Here is a 19,497-nt window from a genome sequence, read left to right as displayed (position 1 = left end):
AAAAGTACTTGAAATATTATTGAAGTATAATATAATCAATCTATAAAATTTATTTCGACTTTTTAGAAACTTCAAAATCGATGACGAGAAGAGTAGCTTGTAATTCTTAGACTTTAGAGAGCCGGCGGGTGGTGAAAGCTGGTGTCAGGACGCAAGTGAAAATCATCTCCGAGATGCAGGGCTGAAAAACCAAGTAAGCTCTGCCGGACCGCCTGCCGTTACAATAGGACACGTATGATGGTACGTTGATCGAGAGCCGCAACTGTTTTTTTGTGTTGCGGAAGTAGGGTGGTAACGCGAGCATGCTCGTCCCTATCCATAGGGACGGGCTTTTTGTATTGTTTTTAGAAAATCGTCAAAAGGGAGAGAGAGTTATGAAAAAGAAAGACACACTATTTGTTGGACTCATGCTATTTTCAATGTTTTTTGGTGCAGGCAACCTCATTTTCCCACCCTTTTTGGGAATGGGCGCAGGAACTTCCTTCTGGCCGGCGATTACCGGATTTGTTGTAACAGCGGTTGGATTGCCTTTACTTGTTTTGGTTGCAATTTCCCTTGTAAAGGACGGCGCTAATACTTTAGGCAACCGTGTTCATCCATGGTTCGGGACCATTTTTACAATCGTTGTCTATTTATCAATCGGACCATTCTTCGGGGTTCCACGCAACGCCAATGTCGCGTTTGAAATGGGCTTCAAGCCGTTTTTGGGAAATGTATCTGTCGGCCAGACCGTTCTCTTATTCGGTTTTACGGCAGTATTCTTTCTACTTGTTTATTTATTAAGCTTAAATCCATCAAAAGTGGTCGACTATATGGGCCGCATCATCACACCTGCATTATTATTGTCAATTGTTGTTTTGTGTGTATTAGGATTTGCAAAACTTGATAAACCGCTTCAGGCTCCGTCTGAAACGTATCAAACAGCGTCCCTTTTCAAAGGCTTTATCGATGGCTATTCCACCATGGATGCCTTAGCAGCGCTAGCGTTTGGGATTGTAATTTTAACTGCGTTGAAACAAAAAGGTGTAACTGAGAAGAAAAAATTAACGGCTTACACTCTTAAAACGGGTATGGTTGCTGGTGTGGCACTGGCACTTGTATATGTTGCTATCGGGTTCCTTGGTGCAAAAATGGCGGCTTACGGAACATTTGATAACGGTACAGCATTGTTATCAACTGCTTCTACTATTGTCTTAGGCAGCAGCGGCAAGGTTCTGCTTGGTCTAATTTTTACACTCGCTTGCTTTACAACCTGTGTCGGCTTGACAATCGCTTGCGGTCAATATTTTTCAAAAATACTGCCAAAGCTAAGCTACCGTTTTGTCGTAACTGCTGTAACGATTCTTAGTTTCTTGATTGCTAACCTAGGCTTGAACCAAATTATCGCCGTTTCTGTTCCATTCCTTGTAATGGCATACCCATTAACAATCGTACTTGTCGTACTGGCATTCTGCCATCGCCTCTTCGGCGGTTCCCATAAGGTATACGCAGGAGCCATGCTGCTGACTGGACTTGTCAGCCTGTATGACGGCTTAAAAATGTTTGGTCTTGAGTCGAGCGTTCTAAACCATTTAATGAGCAATCTTCCATTTGCCTCTGTTGGTTTAGGCTGGGCTGTTCCAGCTTTGGCCGGTGGTTTGGCCGGGGTTGTTTTGGAAAAATTAAGTCGTTCATCCTCTTCGAATGAGGAATTACAATTAAAAAAAGCTTCTTAATTATAAAGAGGTGCCGGTGGATTTTATGGTTCCACCGGCATCTTTTTTTTTAATCTGTTTATGCCTGTTTTTCGGATGAATTAATAGCAACAATGGAAAAATATCAGTATTTATGATATGAATATAGATAGATAAGATGAAAGAGGTTGAAAAGGATGGATAATCAAACATCTAACTTTATTAAGGATATAATGATAAAAGATTTGGAATCAGGCAAGCACGACAAAATCGTGACCCGCTTCCCGCCTGAACCAAACGGCTATTTACATATTGGCCATGCCAAATCCATCATCTTAAATTTTGGCTTGGCGGATGATTTTAACGGACTGACTAACTTGCGCTTTGATGACACGAATCCATTAAAAGAAGATATTGAATATGTAAACTCTATCAAAGAGGACGTCAAATGGCTCGGCTTTGAATGGGACGACTTATTATTTGCCTCCAACTATTTTGAGGAAATGTACAACCGCGCTGTCCTGCTAATCAAAAAAGGGCTTGCATACGTTGATGACTTAAGTGCAGATGAAATTCGTGAATACCGAGGAACACTGACTGAGCCTGGTAAGGAAAGCCCGTATCGGGACCGTTCCATCGAAGAGAATCTTGACTTATTTGAACGGATGCGTGCTGGTGAGTTTAGTAACGGTGAAAAGGTGTTACGTGCGAAAATCGATATGGCTTCGCCAAATATTAACCTGCGCGACCCGGTTATTTACCGCATTTCTCACGCCACACATCATAATACAGGCGATAAATGGTGTATCTATCCGATGTATGCATTCGCTCATCCGCTCGAGGATGCGATTGAAGGAGTTACCCACTCTATCTGTACGATTGAATTCGAGGATCAGCGTCCACTTTATAATTGGGTTGTTGAACAATGTGAGATGGAGAACACACCGCAGCAAATCGAATTTGGCCGTTTGAATTTAACCAATACCGTAATGAGCAAGCGGAAGCTGAAGCAGCTAGTTGATGAAGGGTTTGTTGATGGCTGGGATGACCCACGCATGCCGACCATTTCCGGAATGCGCAGAAGAGGCTTCACCCCTGAGTCTATCCGGGCGTTTGTTCGTGAAACGGCTGTTACCAAAAATAATGCTACAGTTGATGTGGAAATGCTCGAGCACTTCGTCCGAGAGGATTTAAAATTAAAGGCGCCACGGACAATGGGTATTATTAATCCATTAAAAGTGGTCATCACCAACTATCCAGAGGGACAAATTGAGCTTTTGGATGCAGAAATCAACCCGGAAAATCCGGATATGGGAATGCGGAAAATTCCTTTCTCCCGTGAGATTTACATTGAGCAGGATGATTTTATGGAAAACCCGCCAGCAAAGTACTTCCGCCTCTTCCCTGGCAATGAGGTCCGTCTGAAGCATGCGTATTTTATTAAATGCGAGGAAATTGTCAAGGATGCAGATGGCAAAGTGGTTGAACTGCGCTGCACCTATGATCCTGAAACAAAGAGCGGTACGGGCTTTACTGGCCGAAAAGTAAAAGGAACTATTCACTGGGTCGAAGCGGCACATGCCGTTCCTGCTGAGTTCCGTCTTTACGAGCCGCTGATTTTAGACGAGACAGAAGAAGATGAAGGCGCGACTTTCCTTGATAAAGTGAATCCAAATTCGCTGGAAGTGCACCAAGGCTATGTTGAGCCAAACATGAAGGAATGCCAGCCGCATGACAAATTCCAATTTTTCCGGCATGGTTATTTCAATGTTGATCCTAAGGATACCGCGTATGGTGAAAAGCTTGTGTTTAATAGGATTGTTTCCTTGAAGAGTTCGTTTAAACTTTAACAATAAAGAGGCTGCCCCGGGTTTCGGGGCAGCCTTTTATATCATTCTGATTATTTAATTCGCTGATATAAACGGACGATTCGCTGATATACTTAAACCCACATTCTTTAATCCTATGATATCGGCACTTCCAGAATGATTTTCGTGCCAATCCCCGGTTCAGTATTAATCGACAAGATGCCGCCGACTGAACGAGCCCGTTCATCCATACTGAACAGCCCGACTCCTGGAGACTGATTCCCCAGATCAAACCCTTTCCCCTTATCTTCAACCATTACTCGGACAACATTGTCCATTTCCCTAACTGTTACGGAAGCATCCAAAACCTCGGCATATTTACGAATGTTTGTCAGTGCTTCCTGGATAATTCGGTAAATCGTCAATTCAATGCTGATGTCAAGGCGCCGGTTTAACGCGCAATCGAAATAGACGTCAATATTATAATGATTGGAATACCGAGAAAGATAAGAGCGAATCGCCGGAATTAAACCTAGGTCATCCAAGACAGAAGGCCTCAGTTCCCAAGAGATTTCCCGGATTTCTTCAATTAATTGGGTAGCTTCCTCCTGCATCTGCTGCAAGAGCGGATGGTCCATCTCCGACAAAAGGCGGTTAATGGTAATCAGGTGACTGTAGAGGTTTTGTCCGATTCCGTCATGAAGATTCCGTGAAAAACGCTTTCTCTCCTCCTCTTGGACATCGATGATCCGTGCCATCATTTTTTGCAGTTCCTGCTCGACCCGCTTACGTTCAGTAATTTCATAACGTATTGCCAAATACTGATACGGCCTGCCCTTATCATTTAAAAAAGGAACAATCGTCGTATCGACCCAATAATAGGTCCCGTCTTTGGCTTTATTACAAATCTCGCCCTTCCACACCTGACCGCTGCCAATTGTTCTCCACATCTCTTTAAAAAATTCTTTTGAATGATGTGCCGAATTGATGATACGGTGATCCTGCCCAATCAGTTCTTCCCTTGAAAATTTAGATATTAGGCAAAACTGGTCGTTAACATATGTAATCATCCCCCTCGCATCGGTGATGGCAACAATTGAGGAGGCATCAAGGGCAAATTTGTAATCCGTCAATTCATTTCTTGTTTGCTGTAAATCCTTGTCCATTTCCATCCCCCGCATCAAAATAAATGCTCCTTTAATAGCTGTTCGAGAGCTTGGGCAGATTCAGCCACCTTTTCCTGCTCCTCTTCTGCAAAGAAGTACTCCTTTCTTTTTCCGATAAGGAGCACTCCCTTTGGTATGCCACTAAAAAATAAAGGGACCGCATAGGTAGCCACAAGTTTTTCAGCAAGATTAATGGGATAATCCGTCACTTTTCCTATGATAGAGTTTGGAAAATTTGTAATCATCATAGGGCTGCCGCTTGATATAATTTTTCCTGCGATTCCTTTTCCGAAACGGACCGTTATTCGTTTGTATTTATCGTTTAAATTTCCGGAAGCGTAATGCCACCTGACATCAGGACCTGATTCATTTTGCAGGGCAAGCCCGACAAAATCGCAGCCGATCTCAGCTCTTAACCGCTCACAAACTATAAACAATTCTGGGAGTTCCCTTAACTCTGACATCTACGCACGTTCTCCTTAAATGCCATATCCCAATAGCCCCTTCCTAACGGCATATTCGACCAGCTCAGGCCGGGTTTTCATTTGCAATTTTTCCATCAGATTGCTTTTATGGGTTTCGACCGTTTTGACACTGATGACCAACTGCTCGGCAATCTCTTTATTAGAGTATCCTTTGGCAATAAGAGTAAGCACTTCTTTTTCCCGCTCGGACAACAGATTGTACGTATCATTGCCATCCTGTTTTACGCCTGCTAAGTATTCCTCCATCAGGCGTTTTTGTGCAGACGGATGCAGGTAGGCATCTCCTTTAGCCACAGATTCAATTGCCGACATTAATTCATCATGCGGGGCGCTTTTTAAAATACAGCCGCTGGCGCCGCCTTGGATGGCTCTGAACAGGTATTCCTCGTCATCATGCATCGTTAAAATTAAAATATTCACTTCAGGCATTTGCTTTTTTAATTCCATTGTTGCGGTAAGTCCGTCTTTTCCATGCGGCATGCTTAGGTCCATGACAACCACATTCGGTTTTAGCTTCAACGCTTTTTTGATGCCTTCATTGCCTTCAGATGCTTCTCCGACTACTTCCATTTCAGGATTCGTTTGAAGCAGCATTTTCAGGCCGCTTCTTACCACGGCATGGTCATCTACCAACAGGATTCTTATCAATGTAAACTCCCCTTTAATTCGATAATGGAAGAGATATTTCTATCGATGTTCCTTCTCCTATTTTAGAGGATATCACACACTTACCGCCAATCAGAAGCATTCTTTCCTTCATAGCCGCGAGCCCTGAAGAAGGTTCATTTCCTTGGAACTCTTCAGGCTGGAATCCTTTCCCGAAATCACGGATGGTAATCTTTAGTTCAGATTCTTTCCAGAAAAAATTCATTTTTACAATGGCTGTATCTGCATACTTTGCAATATTGGTTAATGCTTCCTGACATACACGAAATACGGCAATCCGTTGTTTTTCCGAGATTAATTTTCCCTCGCCGCTGGACTTTAACTCCACGATTATGCCAAATGTGGAGGTATAACATCCAATATAGCTTTTCATGGCCGGTAACAATCCAAGTGTTGTCAGGGCAGGCGGATGGAGTTCGACGGAGAGCAATCTAAGTTCCTGGATTGTTTTTTCAATCAGCAGGTTCATTTCCCTCATGTAGCTTTTCTTAGACGAGTCCTGTTCTCCTGATGCGAGAAACTGTAAGCCTGTTAAAATACTATATAAGTTCTGGCCAACCCCTTCATGCAGTTCATGCGCAATTCTTTTGATTTCCTCTTCTTGGGAGTCAATGATATATGTGCAAACATTAGGGTTTGTTCTTAATGAATCCATTTTTACCTGCCCTCCTGTCTTCTAATTCTCAATTTAAATATATCTCGATTCTAATTTTTAACCTATTGGTGATTTAAAAAGCTTATAAAAAAATTCAGGTTCTCCTAGAAGACCTGAACCTTTTTAAACGTATAGGTTAAACCACTTTCCTCATCGGCAGCCGACCACAAACCAGCAGACTCCGTTACTTGGCTTGCCAATGGCACTGCCAAAAAGTAAAAATCATCAAAATAGAAGCGGAGATGGGTTCCATCTGGGCAAAGCTGAACCTTTTTTATCGATTTGCTCACCACAGGGGCCTGGTCCCCACCCTCCCGGTCCTGAATGGCAATTTCAACTTCAGCACCGGCGAAACGCTCCTGTATTTTCTTGATATCAATGGACGCCACAGCTATTACATCCTCTCTCAACAGGGTAGATGAACATCTTGTAGCCTTGCAGGTACTCCCAAAACTTCTCTCCCGCGTTTTCCTCGATAAACTTAATCGTTTCGTCCTCGGACACCCAACTGCTCATCCCTTTAATTTCAGCAATCACCATTTCGGCACCTTCAACGACCTTTTCTTCGAGATACCAATTTAAACGTTTCTTGGCAAACAGCGATTTCAGCAGTTCGTCAATCTCCCCAGAAAATCCACCGGCCTGCGGGCGAACAAAGCAGAAATCAATATACGTTTCACTAGTCATTGACATTCACACCTTTTTTATAAATGATGAATGCAACTGGGAATAAGATAACATTCACAACAGCAGCGATGATGGTGCTGGTGTAATTTTCGTAAAAATATTGATGCACCATGTATTGTGTAAAAATAATATTTAACATCAGCACCACAAGCAGCAGGCCGACTGGGATATAACTACGCTTCATAACGCTTCACCCCCACGGCATAGACAGCGCCGTTTTCCACTTTCACATGGATTTCAGGCAATGGACGTCTTGGCGGGCCGGCAATTGGTGCGCCTGTTTCAACATCAAATTTTCCGTGATGGCAAGGACATAGCATCTCGCCTTCATCCTTTTGCCAAAAAACAGGACAACGCAGGTGTGTGCAGGCATTTTGGTACGCCACAAATTTCTTTTCCGATATGCGAATCAGAATGGCGCTGTCGTGTTCGCCAGGAAAATGAAAATCAACAGCGTCACCTACAGGAACCTGATCTAAATCAGCAATTTTATGTTTCGGATATTTTTTATCTTCTAAGCGGTTGAGCTCCTTTGCCGCCATGACTCCCCAAGGAAGTGATGAAACGGCGAACACTCCAGCGGCACCAACCAAGGTCTTCATGAAACCGCGGCGGTCCAACTTTCGTTCGTTATTTCTATTAATATTGTGGGTATAGTTATCTTCATTGAACGGGATTTTATTATTTTTATCGCTCATGGTAATCCCTCCTAGAACAGTTTAGTGACGCCCTGCAGGATTCCAGGGAGATTCACACGTACGTTAGTTTCGCCTTCTAAATATGGCATGCTGGTTACCCATTTGCCATTATCAAGATTAAATTGCTTTTGTTTTGCTTCGATTTCTTCGTCTGTTAACCATTGAAGTGTATTGGACGGACATACGCTCGCGCACATTGGCGGGATACCGTCCTTGGTGCGGTCAATACATAGGTCACACTTATACATTAAATTCTGCTCTGTATCGAACTTCGGTATTCCATATGGGCAGGCAATGGTACAGTTTTGGCAGCCGATACATTTTTCCACAAGAGCCGAAAGGACGGCTCCTGTTTCATGGATTTGGATCGCTTGGGCCGGACAACTGCGCGCACATGCCGGATTCACACAGTGAAGGCACATTAAAGGCATCGTCTGCCGGTTCTTAAGCGGATTTACATCGTAAACATAGTTGCGGTTGCGCTGTTCGTGTCCGCCGCACTGTGTGCAAGCAGCCAAACAGGAACGGCATCCTATGCAATTTTCCAGTTCAAGATATAACCTCTTTTTTACCACTTTATTGCACCTTCTTCATTTCTAGTTTTTCAATCTGTGCGGCACAAGCCTTGAATTCCGGCATTCTTGAAATGGGATCAAGAGCGGCAATTGTTAATAGATTGATAGATTTCTCGTGACCGAAATGGTACGGCACGAACACTGTATCCTTACGAATAGCTTCGGTAATTTTCACTTTATATTCAGCCTCTCCTCTGCGAGTATAAAGGCGGACATATTCTTCATGTTCAATATTATATTTTGCAGCTGTTTCCGGATGAACCTCAACATATGGCTCCGGACACATATCACGCAAGAATTGAATGCGGCGTGTTTGGTTACCAGATAAGTAGTGGAACACAACACGTCCGGTCGTTAAGCGCAACGGATATTCCGCATCTGGCTCTTCTGCAGGCGGGCGGTATGGCAATGCGCAAATTTTTGCTTTTCCGTCTGGATGATAGAACTTCTTATCTAAAAACATATGTGGTGTACCAGGATCCTTTTCATCACGGCAAGGCCAGAACACACCGTCTTGTTTATCGATTTTATCCCAGGTAGCGCCATAATAGTCAGCGTATCCACCTTTTGAAGCTAAACGGAATTCATCTGCTACATCTCTGGCTGTTTTTAAGTAGGAGAAATATTTTCCCCTGCCAAGTTTTTCAGCAAGCTCCACTTGCATTTGCCAGTCGGGCTTTGATTCGCCTATCGGCTCCTGCGCCTTATTGATTTTTATGATGCGCCCTTCAATATTTGTAACCGTTCCTTCATCCTCTGACCAAGTAACGGAAGGAAGAATAACATCGGCAAATTCTGCTGATTCAGAAAGATAGAAATCAGCGCAAACCATAAAATCTAATCCTTTTAATGCCTTACGGACAAAGTTTTGGTTTGGTGCAGATACCGCTGGATTTGAACAAAGCAAATACAAACCGCGTATTGTTTTTTGATCCATTAATTCAAACATTTCATAAGCAGATACACCTGGCTGCGGCATTTCTTCAGGGGTAATCCCCCACACCTGACATACTTCCTCAACATGCTTTGGATTAGTGAGCTTACGGTAGCCTGGCAGCAGGTCTGATTTTTGGCCATGCTCACGGCCGCCTTGACCGTTACCTTGGCCGGTAAATGTTGCAACACCTGATTTCGGACGGCCGATTTTTCCAGAAACTAACGCCATGTTGGTGTAACCAGAAACGTTGTCGACCCCTTTATGCTGCTGTTCGATGCCGCGTGCAAACATCACGACTGCGTTTGGCGCTTTACCATAAATCTCCGCAGCACGGATAATTTTTTCAACTGCAATTCCTGTAATCTCGCTTGTATATTCAGGAGTAAATTCTTTGACTAATTCTTTTGTTTCTTCAAAGCCATTTGTGTGTTGGTTGACGAATTCTTCATCAACATAGCCGTTTTGGATCAATAGGTTCACAATACCATTAGCAAGTGCCAAGTCTGTTCCCGGTCTTAAATCCAAGTGAACATCGGCACGTCTTGCAATCGGGGTTTCACGTGGGTCGGCAACGATCAGATAACCGCCTCTTTCCTGGACGTTCCAAACGCGGAACATCGAAGTTGGATGGCATTCTGCCGTGTTGCTTCCAGCGATGAACAAGCAATCTGTTTCATGGATATCGGTCCATGGTAATGTCGAACCACGGTCAACGCCGAATGAGCGAAGGAATCCGCCGGCTGCACTGGACATACAGAAACGTCCGTTATAATCGATATAGCGAGTTTGCAAACCAACTCTTGCAAACTTACCTGTTAAATAGCATTTTTCATTGGTCATTGATACACCACTGAAAACAGACAATGTATCTTTGCCGTATTTCCCTTGAAGCTCTTTGAATTTCCGAGCGATTAAATCATAAGCTTCATCCCAGGTTGCTTCACGGAACCCTTTGTCTGTTCCTTTTAAGGAAGCATCGTCACGGATTAACGGTCTTAAAATTCGGTCCGGATGGTTCGTCTGCTGGTAAGCAGTAACCCCTTTCGGACACATTTTTCCGACCGTAACCGGCCATTCATAGCGAGGCTCAACCCCGATAATTTTGTTTGTTTTTGTATTTACGCGTAAATTCATCCCGCACTGCATGCCACAATAGGCGCAGTGTGTTTTTATTAAGGTTTCATTTGGATGACGTACGTTTTCGATTTCTCTAAAAAATTTATCTTTTGGGGCTTTTTGGTTAACCTCTTGCATTCTGATTTGCCTCCTTGACCTTCACTTGATGGGTAGGGAATCCTGAGAATCTTGCGATACGGTACTTTCTGCGACATGGCAGGCACAATTCCGCAAGATTAAAGCCGTCTTCCATGTTGAACTCCATGTTGTTAGTTCCCAATACTTGAATAATATCGTTCGATTGTTCGACTGATACAAATTTATCTCCGCACACTTTACATTCTTTCATATGCTGTTCTCCATAATGTTCACGGTAGTTTCTAGCAAATACGCTCATCGGACGGAACGGAATATGAGCAAGCTTACCAAACGGAAGATAGATAAGCGTTACAATGACTGAAAACTGGTGGATCAGCGACATTTGCGGCTGCATCCATCCATGTAAGAATACGTTTTGGACTGTCAATAATAGACCAGTTACTGAAATAAATAACAACATATAGAGCGGCAAGAAATCGTACATGAATTTTTGCTCTGCTCTTGCCTGCATATTTTTCATGCGGCGGTAAAGCGCCATGCTGACACCTGAAATCACCATAATGGCTGAGATGTTTAAAGCGTTGTAAGAGAACCAAGCAATGATGCCATCTGCTTTAATCCGTACCAAGTCCATTCCCATTAAGACGACTGTGTAATAGCCATTTCCATCCATATTGAAGTACATCCAGCTGAACACGAGCGGGAAAGTAACTAAACAAGCAAGCACACAGCCCCACCCGATTAATACGTGCTGCATCCAGCGGTAAAATCCGCGCTTTTTGATGAAGTCGTAAATCGCTAAGTGGCTTACTACTGTTTTTGGAGTGCTTTTTCTAAAAAGCAGCTTTAAGCCCTTTTTAATGATAATTTTGGTTGGCGGTCTTTCTCCCCAGGAGATGAAGCGGTAAAAGAAACCTCCTATGAAAGTAATCGTTCCTACCATATATCCATAAAGGTTTAAGTCAATATGTGTAAACATTCTTGTTCCGATAAACACCAAAATCGCAAGTCCAGCTACGCTTAAAAACATTGATTTGGCAAAATGGGAAGCAAATGCATTATTGACGGTATTATCCCGTTTTTTCGCCGATTGAATAGTTGACTCCATTTTCTTGATCCTCCCTAAAAAAAATAACACTATCGTTTTCTTATTCTTATTGTAAGAAAAACGACAGTGTTATCTTTATCAGGGAACTCCCCCATCCTAGGGGGAAAAAACCCTTATATATTTCATATTTTGACAAAAGTTCGTCACATTTGCTTTTTGATGTACTTTTTATGCCATGAATAAAGAAGCAACACAAGCCCGATTATTAATTGCAGCGTGGACAAGGATGCATCCCAGAAATGATAGGTGGACGGTCCATAGCCAAAACAGTGGTGGATCGTAGTCATTGCATATAACATTTGCGGGAGATAATAACCAAAAAATAACGATAACGTAAGCCCTACACCCAACACATAAAATACGGTATAAGTGATAATCGTCTGCTTTTCTTCTTCAAATACAACCTCAGTTTGTCGGGCAGGTTTTCTAAATCTAAACCAGTTTCGAAAAACCTGCTGGGCATTTTCCATAAGATTGTAAACACCCGTCGAGTTTTCAAATACATAATATAAATCTGTTTTCATATAGATGCAGCACTGATAAATCATCCGAATAAAAGCATCTAGGACAATTACCTTCAGCACACTCAGGAAAATCCCTGACCCGTCTGCGAAAATCAACTGACCTAGCAGTGCTGCAAAAAGAACGAACGTATCAAAACAAAGCCCCGCGAAATATAAAACATTTCGATCTTTTGAAGGTAGTTTCCAAACAAATGACATATCTGTTTCGAAAACGACAAGGAAAAGGCGGTGTCCGATGGTTAATTTCGTGGGAAGCTGGTAAGCCCTCATGGCCAGCACATGCCCAAATTCATGAAGCAATACAAAGCAGAAGGATAAAACGAGCCACGCCGGGATATTCAGTACCATTAAATCAAAAATAAAGATATCCTTAAAATCCGGAAATAAGGATGGGTGGGTTAGAAAAAGAAAAACGTTGATGAAAAATAAGGCTGCGTAAACAGTATAAGCCGCTTTATTGAAAAAGAATTTTCCCAACTTAGGAGAAATCCACTCAAATCCAAGGGGATCTTGCTTCTTTATTGGGGCAGCGAGTTTCACACCATCCATTTCGACAACCAATTGCAGTTCGAGAAGCTGTTCGGCAAAATCGAGTAAATCGACCTCATCATGAGAATACTTGCTTTTAAGCCGGCTTTCAATTTCACCTAACTGATAGCCTTCGTTGATTAATTGAATCGCATCGATACAAACCTCCGGCATTTCATAAAATTCCCCGGAGTTGGTATCTTCAACGATATAATTCTTTTTATCTTTCCTAATTTCAATTGGGACTAATACGAGATGTGAATGGAGTGTAAGGTTCATTTTTTTACACCTTTAACCTGTTATTTTTCAATAAAGAAGGATGCATGGCATCATGCCAGCATCCACATTTATCATGGTTTATATCCTGGAACGAAAGGACACCACCAACACGTAGTTCTTACCTTTTTGAGTTTTCGAATTTTCATCCTCCTACCTCCTTAAATAATGTCATTTTGTCATTCCATGGATATTTAGAATGAAATTCAACCCATGCAGGATAAACCTTCTTAAATTGTTCAACCAGCATTGGATCAAATTGAGAACCCTTCCCTTCAATGACCCGGCTGTAGGCTTCCTCTACAGGCATAGCCGCCCGATAGGATCGGGAAGAAGTCATTGCATCAAAAGCATCTGCAATAGCGGTAACTCTCGCAAGTAATGGAATCGCTTCTCCCTTTAATTGGTCAGGATAGCCTTTTCCATCCCAGCGCTCATGATGAGAACGAATAACACTAATAGTATCCTTTATTCCCTCGACGTCTTTTACCGCATCAGCACCAACCACAGGATGAGATTTGATAATTTCATATTCATCATTACTTAATTTGCCAGGCTTCATTAAAATTGAATCAGGAATGTGAACTTTACCTATATCATGCAATAAACAGGAATAATAAAATGATTTTTGTTCATCTCCTGAAAAACTGCCAATTTCTTTAGCTAGTAACAAGGCGTAGCTTGCGACACGCTCACTATGTCCCCTAGTATATGGATCTTTTAACTCTAAAGTTGCAATAACCCCTCTAACCATCCCCTGCAATTGGTTATCATAGGAAGTGCTTATTGAACGAACATAACCTTGAAAACGAACCAATAAAAAGAAAGACATTATTGAGAGAACAGCAACTAAAATGATTGGAATTAAGACATAGGAGTTATTTAATATAATGCCGATTAAGGCGTATTTTAAAGTAATTCCAAGGCTAACTAGCCAAAAATATTTTGTATTAATAAATAGAGGTAACGATAAAATCAAATATACCTCAACAATATTCCCAGTAAAATATGAATCTCCTCTACCGTAATACATAAGTATATCAACAATAAAAGTCGTAAATAAATAACTAACAAAGAACACATATTTAATTAATGATTGCTTGTTTTTACGAATTAAATAATATGATACAGGCAGTAATATTAAAATAACTATATAGGTAAGGTATAAATATTTATTAGGTACCCCAATATCTTTTTTTGCTATAAAGACAGGAAAAAGATAATAGTAAAAAAAATCATACCCTAACAAAATGATATAAAAAAACACTAGAAACCATTTTACAGTCTGTTTCTCTTCATGTGGTATCATAAAATCCTCCAAATTACCCATCTCATTTGGTTCAGTCCAAGCAAGATAGAATAAAAGAATCCGAATCTTTTTGGCGGTTTGACAAAATCTATAAAAATTCTTTGTTCCTCTACATTATATCTTATTAGTTAAACCCTTGAAACATTTAATTTAGCTGATTTTTGTACAATTCGAGAACTAAACTTTAAAAATATTATTCTGGGATATCGGCAATCTGACTATAACTTTAGTCCCAGCTCCTAATATACTCTCAATTTTCAAACTGCCGCCATGGCCTTCAATAATTTCCTTAGTAACAACTAACCCTAGACCTGTCCCATCTTTTTTGGTCGTATAAAATGCTTCGAAAATATGTTCAAGTTTGTCCACCTCGATACCAGGGCCTTCATCCTCAATCACTATTAATAACGACGATTCTTCTGTCATTTTCATTTGGATTTTTAATAAACCACCATCCGGCATGGCCTCAACCGCATTCTTTAACAAATTAATAAATACTTGCTTTAATTGTTTTTCATCACAATCAATCAAAGGTATTGTAGCATCGGTATCTATTTCCACGTTCACACCTTGAACCTCTGCCTGCTGACAAATTAATGAAACTGTATAATCAACAATTCCTTTCATATCTGCCTTTTTAAAATTAATTTCCCTTGGTTTTCCAAGGTACATAAGGTCATCTACAATAGAATTTATTCTCTCAATTTCCTGAATCATAATTGGATAAAAGCCGCTGCTATTTGGATTCGATTCATGTTGTAATTGGGTAAACCCTTTTAGTGATGAGAGCGGGTTTCGAATTTCATGCCCTATCGCTGCTGCCATTTGGCCTATCACTGCAAGTTTTTCTTTTTTATTCAGTTCCTCATGAACAGATGTTAAAGACTTTATATATGAATAAAATCTAATTAAAATGATAAAGGCAATTGCCGATAAAATGATAATGACGAAAATAGGCGGTATGATATTAGTATCATGGAGTATTAGCCCTAATAGAACATACCTTCCAATCAATCCTAAAGTTACACTCCAATAGTATTCCTTATTAACAAACACTGGTGAAAAAAAGACAAACAAAAGCTCTACTATATTTCCTGAAGCAAACGTTAGATTAGTTCCATAATACTTCATAATAAGATCTATGCTATCAATTAGGATGTAACCAAATAACAAAAGGTATTTGACAATATAAGGATTTCCCTTTTTTATAAATGAAACGGAGATTGGCAGAAGCAAAAATACTAAAATATATAGCCAAAAACCAAGTCCGCTACCAGGGAATTGAACCGCTCCGTAGTCGGTAAATCTTGGTAAAACAATATACCAAAAAAAATCATATGCAATAAAGAAGAAATAAAATAACCATAAAAATAGCTTTATTGCCTTTTTTTCTTCATATATTAGTTTCGGTCCTTTGCTACTTATTTCCATGAGTGTTCTCCTTAAACTAGATACTATTCTAAAAATTCAAAATTTCGTTCATTACTCATACTATTCTACCACTTTTTTAGAATAACATTATAAAATAAATGAAAAAACGATGATTTTCGACATTTTATTGGGAAAATTTAAAGGGGAGTCCCATTTGAGTGGAACTCCCCTTAAATTAGCTGACCTTTTTCAATTGTCCAGATGAATTATTTAATGTCGAATGCTTTCGTCCATAGCCGAAGTAGACGAACAATCCAATTACCAGCCAAACACCAAAACTAATCCATGTTATAGCCGGCAGCTGTACCGCTAAATATCCGCAGAACAAGAATGCCAAAATCGGAATATACGGTACAAACGGGACTCTGAAGCCTGTTTTAGGCACTTGGTTGTTTTTTCGAAGATATAAAATCCCGACTGAAACTGTCATGAATGCGAACAAGGTTCCAATGTTTGTTAATTCAGCCAGTTTACTTAATGGAACAAATCCTGCAATAACAGACACCAATAAACAAATGATCCAAGAGTTTATAACCGGTGTTTGTTTCTTTTCATCTACCTTGGAAAACACTTTTGGCAGCAATCCGTCACGGCCGATTGCGTAGAATAGGCGGGATTGTCCGTAAAGTAAAACTAGAAGTACCGTTGTAATACCAGTGATTGCCCCAATTGAAATGAAACCCGCCACCCAATCCTGATGGATATAGGTTAAGGCGAATGCAACTGGGTTTTTAACGCCCAACAAATTGTAAGGTACAATTCCGGTTAGGATAGCGGAGACGACAATATATAAAACCGTACAAACAAGCAATGAAGCAATAATTCCGATAGGCATGTTGCGCTGCGGGTTTTTAACCTCCTCAGCAGCTGTCGATACAGCATCAAAGCCAATATATGCAAAGAAAATCGTAGCCGCTCCAGTCGCTACGCCGGAGAATCCGAATGGCATAAAAGGAGTCCAGTTAGCTGGCTTTACATACCATACACCAACACCAATAAATAAAAGAACAACAACAAGCTTGATAATTACCATGATGTTATTTAAACGGGTAGATTTCTTTGCCCCCTGAGATAAAAGCAAAGTAAGTAAAAAGACGATAACGATTGCAGGAACGTCAACAAATGTCCCGTTTGCCGGGTCAAACGCACTTGTTATGGCTTTCGGAAAATGAATCCCAAACCCTGCTAGCAGCCCTTGAAAATAGCCTGACCAGCCGCTGGCAACCGCCGCAGATGCAAAGCCGTACTCGAGAATTAAATCCCAGCCTAAAATCCATGCGATCAATTCACCAAAGGTCGCATAGCTGTAAGTATAGGCACTTCCGGAAACCGGTACATTTGAAGCAAATTCCGCATAACAGAGGGCAGCAAAAATGCAAGCTAAACCTGATAAGATAAAAGAAATAATGAGTGCTGGCCCAGCATGTTCCGCAGCAGCAACCCCTGTGACAACAAAAATTCCGGTCCCGATAATCGCCCCTATCCCAAGCATCGTTAAGTCAAAGGCCCCCAGCTCTTTCCTTAAAGCGGCACCTTTTTTCTCTGATTCCTGGATCAGGTCCTGAACTGATTTTTTCCTAAATAAATCCATTTATTATTTAAACCTCCTCAGGTTCGATGTTATAATTTTCTGAAAAGATAAATAAATTTATATCGGTATAATATAATCTTTTTATCGAAAAAGCAATATTTTTTTTAAAATAAAAAAATTGGTAATATTACACTGGGAATATACTGGTTTTGCATTGAATTAACATAAAATAAACCTTATTGAAATTCATCTTTTTTCTCTATTTTGATATAGTTTATCCGAATAAAAAAAACAGATGACATCAAACGAAAGGATGTCACCTGTTTTTACATTATTTTAACTGCTGTCGGTTCTTCATTAATGATACTGCTAACTAACTCTTCCTTTTTACCTGCTGGAAGAACAATTGTTACCGTTGTTCCCAAACCTGTTTCACTTTGATAGAAAACCTTTCCTTTTATCGTTTCAATAATTCTTAAAGATACCGAAGTCCCCAGCCCCGTTCCCTTATCTTTGGTCGTATAAAACAATGTTCCAATCCTCGATAGTTGTTCGGTTGTCATTCCTTTTCCGTTATCAGTAATCAAAACGGAGGCATGGGTTTGATCGGACTTTGTATGTATCGTGACAATGCCTTCCTCTGAGGTCGCTTCAATCGCATTTTTCACAAGATTTACAAGAGCCTGTTTTAACTGATTTCGATCTGTATAAAGGCAAAAATCGGATGTGTCCAATTCACTTTCTAGTTGTACACCCTGCTTTACAGCATAAGGTTCGAGCAGGGTGACTATTTCCTTCAATATGTCTTTTAAGGCGAATTCTTCTAGTTTTTCTAATTTCGGCTTGGCAAAATTCAAGTAATCGCTAATGATCGCCTCAGCCCTTCCTAATTCACTTAAAACCAGCCCAAAATATTCATAATTCTTCCCTTTCTCATCCTGCTGCATCAATTGTAGAAATCCCTTTACCACTGTTAAAGGGTTGCGGACTTCATGGGCGATAGAAGCCGCCAGTTCACTTAATGTATTAAGCTTTTCTGCTTTCAGTATCTCTTCCTTCATTTTATCTTTCTCAATCAGCCCTTCATATAACTTTGCAGCAAGCATTAGGGAAGCGGTATAAATAAGAGCGAAAAGCAGTAAATCGGGAATGTTTATAAACAATTTGAAGGTATTTCCATTTAGATAATGATAAGTTAGAAGTGATAAATAGCATAGAATTAAAGACCAGACGCCCGATAATAAAGTGAACTGTACTCTTCGATTTGAAGAAGCATTCCAAAAGCGGGTTCGCAAAAGGTAAGGGACAATAGAAGTAAGCAGGCAGCCCACAATGGCGTAATGGACACTGCCACCACCCATCATAATGCGAGCTCCAATAATAGAGGCAATGACCATCCCGCCGCCAGCAGATCCTGCATATAAAATGGCAAGAATAAGCGGAGCGTAGCGAAGATCCCAAATAAGGCCATAATTTGAATAACTAAAAATCATGCAGGCTATTGCTGCCAGACTGTGCATAGACCCACAGATGATTGGTGAATTCCATTTTTTCTTATAGTCAGTTAAAGCACTACAAAGCAGGACTGGTGCTAATACAATTAACAGTTGCAAAAGAAGCTTTTCCGCCAGCATCGTCATTCCCCCGAGGAATCAATTATATTATCCATTACAATACGACAAAAAACGGCACTTTCCTTCTTATGCTGAAAATTTTTTGGCAGAAAGTGTCGATGGCGGTTTTTCTTCTCCGGAAAACTTTTAAAAAGACGTCAACGGCTGTTGCCGGTAAATGTTCCGTAGTATACATAGCATTTGCGGTCTTCGTCAATCTCCCGCGAATCCAAGGCAAATTCTAAAAACTTATCTCCCCTCTCAATATAGATGAAATCCGAGTGAAGGACAGCCAGCACTTCCTCGTGTTCCCAAATAGCTTTCTGGTCGATTAAAATGCTCCCCTGGTCGTTTAGTTCCCTTATCTCAAATCCAATATGCGAATGATATTTATCCAGCGTATCATTACTGAACTTTTCTCTTTCAACATAAATGACTGCCGTTCCGTCTGGGTCAAGTGCAGTAGCGGTAACCTTGTACGTCTCATTGTTTTTTACAAAATATTCACAGGTCATTCGCGCGGCCGCTTCCGATTTGGAAATGTCGTAGTAGTGCCATAACGCAGGGTATTGCTGATTTTCTTCATCTAGCCGATATTCAAGCCTCAAACCA

At 40.8% G+C, this 19,497-nt stretch carries 19 protein-coding genes and 1 other annotated feature; of the genes, 2 read left to right on the top strand and 17 right to left on the bottom strand.

Translation table 11 applies throughout. The features are described from left to right. Positions 1 to 71: 71 nt before the first annotated feature. Positions 72 to 317, top strand: a binding site (T-box leader). Positions 318 to 374: 57 nt separating this feature from the next. Then, entirely contained in the window at positions 375 to 1,715 is a 1,341-nt protein-coding gene (gene brnQ / locus ACZ5B7_RS05915; protein WP_464493063.1) for a branched-chain amino acid transport system II carrier protein, read from the top strand. Positions 1,716 to 1,870: 155 nt separating this feature from the next. Beyond that, on the top strand, positions 1,871 to 3,523 hold the full coding sequence (locus tag ACZ5B7_RS05910; RefSeq protein ID WP_213146538.1) for a glutamine--tRNA ligase/YqeY domain fusion protein: 1,653 nt from the start codon (positions 1,871 to 1,873) through the stop codon (positions 3,521 to 3,523). 113 nt (positions 3,524 to 3,636) lie between these two features. Here ACZ5B7_RS05910 and ACZ5B7_RS05905 read toward each other — a convergent pair whose 3' ends face one another. From ACZ5B7_RS05905 to ACZ5B7_RS05825, 17 genes are all read right to left on the bottom strand, one after another. Then, positions 3,637 to 4,647 carry a PAS domain-containing sensor histidine kinase gene (locus tag ACZ5B7_RS05905; protein WP_464493062.1) on the bottom strand — a complete coding sequence of 337 codons (1,011 nt, stop codon included), beginning with the start codon at positions 4,645 to 4,647 and terminating at the stop codon, positions 3,637 to 3,639. 14 nt (positions 4,648 to 4,661) lie between these two features. Further along, positions 4,662 to 5,111, bottom strand: a complete 450-nt coding sequence (locus ACZ5B7_RS05900) for a GAF domain-containing protein (protein ID WP_464493061.1) — start codon at positions 5,109 to 5,111, stop codon at positions 4,662 to 4,664. Between the two features lie 15 nt (positions 5,112 to 5,126). Continuing rightward, positions 5,127 to 5,780, bottom strand: coding sequence for a response regulator (locus ACZ5B7_RS05895; RefSeq protein WP_277398200.1), 654 nt, complete (start codon positions 5,778 to 5,780; stop codon positions 5,127 to 5,129). Between the two features lie 13 nt (positions 5,781 to 5,793). Then, positions 5,794 to 6,453, bottom strand: coding sequence for a sensor histidine kinase (locus ACZ5B7_RS05890; RefSeq protein WP_464493060.1), 660 nt, complete (start codon positions 6,451 to 6,453; stop codon positions 5,794 to 5,796). 104 nt (positions 6,454 to 6,557) lie between these two features. Next, the gene (locus ACZ5B7_RS05885; protein WP_464493059.1) at positions 6,558 to 6,842 is read right to left on the bottom strand and encodes a hypothetical protein; all 285 of its coding nucleotides are present in this window, start codon (positions 6,840 to 6,842) and stop codon (positions 6,558 to 6,560) included. Further along, on the bottom strand, positions 6,829 to 7,140 hold the full coding sequence (locus ACZ5B7_RS05880) for a hypothetical protein (protein ID WP_213146535.1): 312 nt from the start codon (positions 7,138 to 7,140) through the stop codon (positions 6,829 to 6,831). The genes ACZ5B7_RS05885 and ACZ5B7_RS05880 overlap by 14 nt, the downstream gene beginning before the upstream one ends. Further along, entirely contained in the window at positions 7,133 to 7,324 is a 192-nt protein-coding gene (locus tag ACZ5B7_RS05875; protein WP_464493058.1) for a hypothetical protein, read from the bottom strand. The genes ACZ5B7_RS05880 and ACZ5B7_RS05875 overlap by 8 nt, the downstream gene beginning before the upstream one ends. Further along, complete coding sequence (locus ACZ5B7_RS05870; protein ID WP_464493057.1) at positions 7,314 to 7,838, bottom strand: Rieske (2Fe-2S) protein; 525 nt, start codon at positions 7,836 to 7,838, stop codon at positions 7,314 to 7,316. The genes ACZ5B7_RS05875 and ACZ5B7_RS05870 overlap by 11 nt, the downstream gene beginning before the upstream one ends. An 11-nt stretch (positions 7,839 to 7,849) precedes the next feature. After that, complete coding sequence (locus ACZ5B7_RS05865; RefSeq protein ID WP_213118184.1) at positions 7,850 to 8,413, bottom strand: 4Fe-4S dicluster domain-containing protein; 564 nt, start codon at positions 8,411 to 8,413, stop codon at positions 7,850 to 7,852. Between the two features lies 1 nt (position 8,414). Then, positions 8,415 to 10,604, bottom strand: coding sequence for a molybdopterin oxidoreductase family protein (locus ACZ5B7_RS05860; RefSeq protein ID WP_464493056.1), 2,190 nt, complete (start codon positions 10,602 to 10,604; stop codon positions 8,415 to 8,417). Beyond that, positions 10,591 to 11,673: a hypothetical protein gene (locus tag ACZ5B7_RS05855; RefSeq protein WP_464493055.1), complete on the bottom strand. Its 1,083-nt coding sequence runs from the start codon at positions 11,671 to 11,673 to the stop codon at positions 10,591 to 10,593. Before ACZ5B7_RS05855 ends, ACZ5B7_RS05860 begins: the two co-directional genes overlap by 14 nt. Before the next feature lie 143 nt (positions 11,674 to 11,816). Further along, the gene (locus ACZ5B7_RS05850; RefSeq protein WP_464493054.1) at positions 11,817 to 13,004 is read right to left on the bottom strand and encodes a hypothetical protein; all 1,188 of its coding nucleotides are present in this window, start codon (positions 13,002 to 13,004) and stop codon (positions 11,817 to 11,819) included. Positions 13,005 to 13,146: 142 nt separating this feature from the next. Continuing rightward, positions 13,147 to 14,310 (bottom strand): HD-GYP domain-containing protein, encoded by a 1,164-nt coding sequence (locus tag ACZ5B7_RS05845; protein ID WP_464493053.1) that lies wholly within the window; start codon positions 14,308 to 14,310, stop codon positions 13,147 to 13,149. A gap of 177 nt (positions 14,311 to 14,487) precedes the next feature. Beyond that, the gene (locus ACZ5B7_RS05840) at positions 14,488 to 15,741 is read right to left on the bottom strand and encodes an ATP-binding protein (RefSeq protein ID WP_464493052.1); all 1,254 of its coding nucleotides are present in this window, start codon (positions 15,739 to 15,741) and stop codon (positions 14,488 to 14,490) included. 175 nt (positions 15,742 to 15,916) lie between these two features. Then, positions 15,917 to 17,332, bottom strand: a complete 1,416-nt coding sequence (locus ACZ5B7_RS05835; RefSeq protein ID WP_464493051.1) for an amino acid permease — start codon at positions 17,330 to 17,332, stop codon at positions 15,917 to 15,919. Between the two features lie 266 nt (positions 17,333 to 17,598). Continuing rightward, entirely contained in the window at positions 17,599 to 18,906 is a 1,308-nt protein-coding gene (locus tag ACZ5B7_RS05830; protein WP_464493050.1) for an ATP-binding protein, read from the bottom strand. Between the two features lie 137 nt (positions 18,907 to 19,043). Further along, the gene (locus ACZ5B7_RS05825) at positions 19,044 to 19,493 is read right to left on the bottom strand and encodes a hypothetical protein (protein WP_464493049.1); all 450 of its coding nucleotides are present in this window, start codon (positions 19,491 to 19,493) and stop codon (positions 19,044 to 19,046) included. Between the last annotated feature and the right edge of the window lie 4 nt (positions 19,494 to 19,497).

Source organism: Neobacillus sp. S1115 (assembly GCF_055385565.1).
The sequence above is the reverse complement of the archived record's forward strand: the minus strand, read 5'-3'. Positions and strand labels throughout refer to the sequence as shown.

Coding starts and splice junctions, on each gene's coding strand:
- ACZ5B7_RS05860 (WP_464493056.1), bottom strand. CDS start 10,604: ATGCAAGAGGTTAACCAAAAAGCCCCAAAAGATAAATTTTTTAGAGAA.
- ACZ5B7_RS05840 (WP_464493052.1), bottom strand. CDS start 15,741: ATGGAAATAAGTAGCAAAGGACCGAAACTAATATATGAAGAAAAAAAG.
- ACZ5B7_RS05875 (WP_464493058.1), bottom strand. CDS start 7,324: ATGAAGCGTAGTTATATCCCAGTCGGCCTGCTGCTTGTGGTGCTGATG.
- ACZ5B7_RS05890 (WP_464493060.1), bottom strand. CDS start 6,453: ATGGATTCATTAAGAACAAACCCTAATGTTTGCACATATATCATTGAC.
- ACZ5B7_RS05855 (WP_464493055.1), bottom strand. CDS start 11,673: ATGGAGTCAACTATTCAATCGGCGAAAAAACGGGATAATACCGTCAAT.
- ACZ5B7_RS05830 (WP_464493050.1), bottom strand. CDS start 18,906: ATGCTGGCGGAAAAGCTTCTTTTGCAACTGTTAATTGTATTAGCACCA.
- ACZ5B7_RS05845 (WP_464493053.1), bottom strand. CDS start 14,310: ATGATACCACATGAAGAGAAACAGACTGTAAAATGGTTTCTAGTGTTT.
- ACZ5B7_RS05880 (WP_213146535.1), bottom strand. CDS start 7,140: ATGACTAGTGAAACGTATATTGATTTCTGCTTTGTTCGCCCGCAGGCC.
- ACZ5B7_RS05910 (WP_213146538.1), top strand. CDS start 1,871: ATGGATAATCAAACATCTAACTTTATTAAGGATATAATGATAAAAGAT.
- ACZ5B7_RS05900 (WP_464493061.1), bottom strand. CDS start 5,111: ATGTCAGAGTTAAGGGAACTCCCAGAATTGTTTATAGTTTGTGAGCGG.
- ACZ5B7_RS05835 (WP_464493051.1), bottom strand. CDS start 17,332: ATGGATTTATTTAGGAAAAAATCAGTTCAGGACCTGATCCAGGAATCA.
- ACZ5B7_RS05870 (WP_464493057.1), bottom strand. CDS start 7,838: ATGAGCGATAAAAATAATAAAATCCCGTTCAATGAAGATAACTATACC.
- ACZ5B7_RS05905 (WP_464493062.1), bottom strand. CDS start 4,647: ATGGACAAGGATTTACAGCAAACAAGAAATGAATTGACGGATTACAAA.
- ACZ5B7_RS05850 (WP_464493054.1), bottom strand. CDS start 13,004: ATGAACCTTACACTCCATTCACATCTCGTATTAGTCCCAATTGAAATT.
- brnQ (WP_464493063.1), top strand. CDS start 375: ATGAAAAAGAAAGACACACTATTTGTTGGACTCATGCTATTTTCAATG.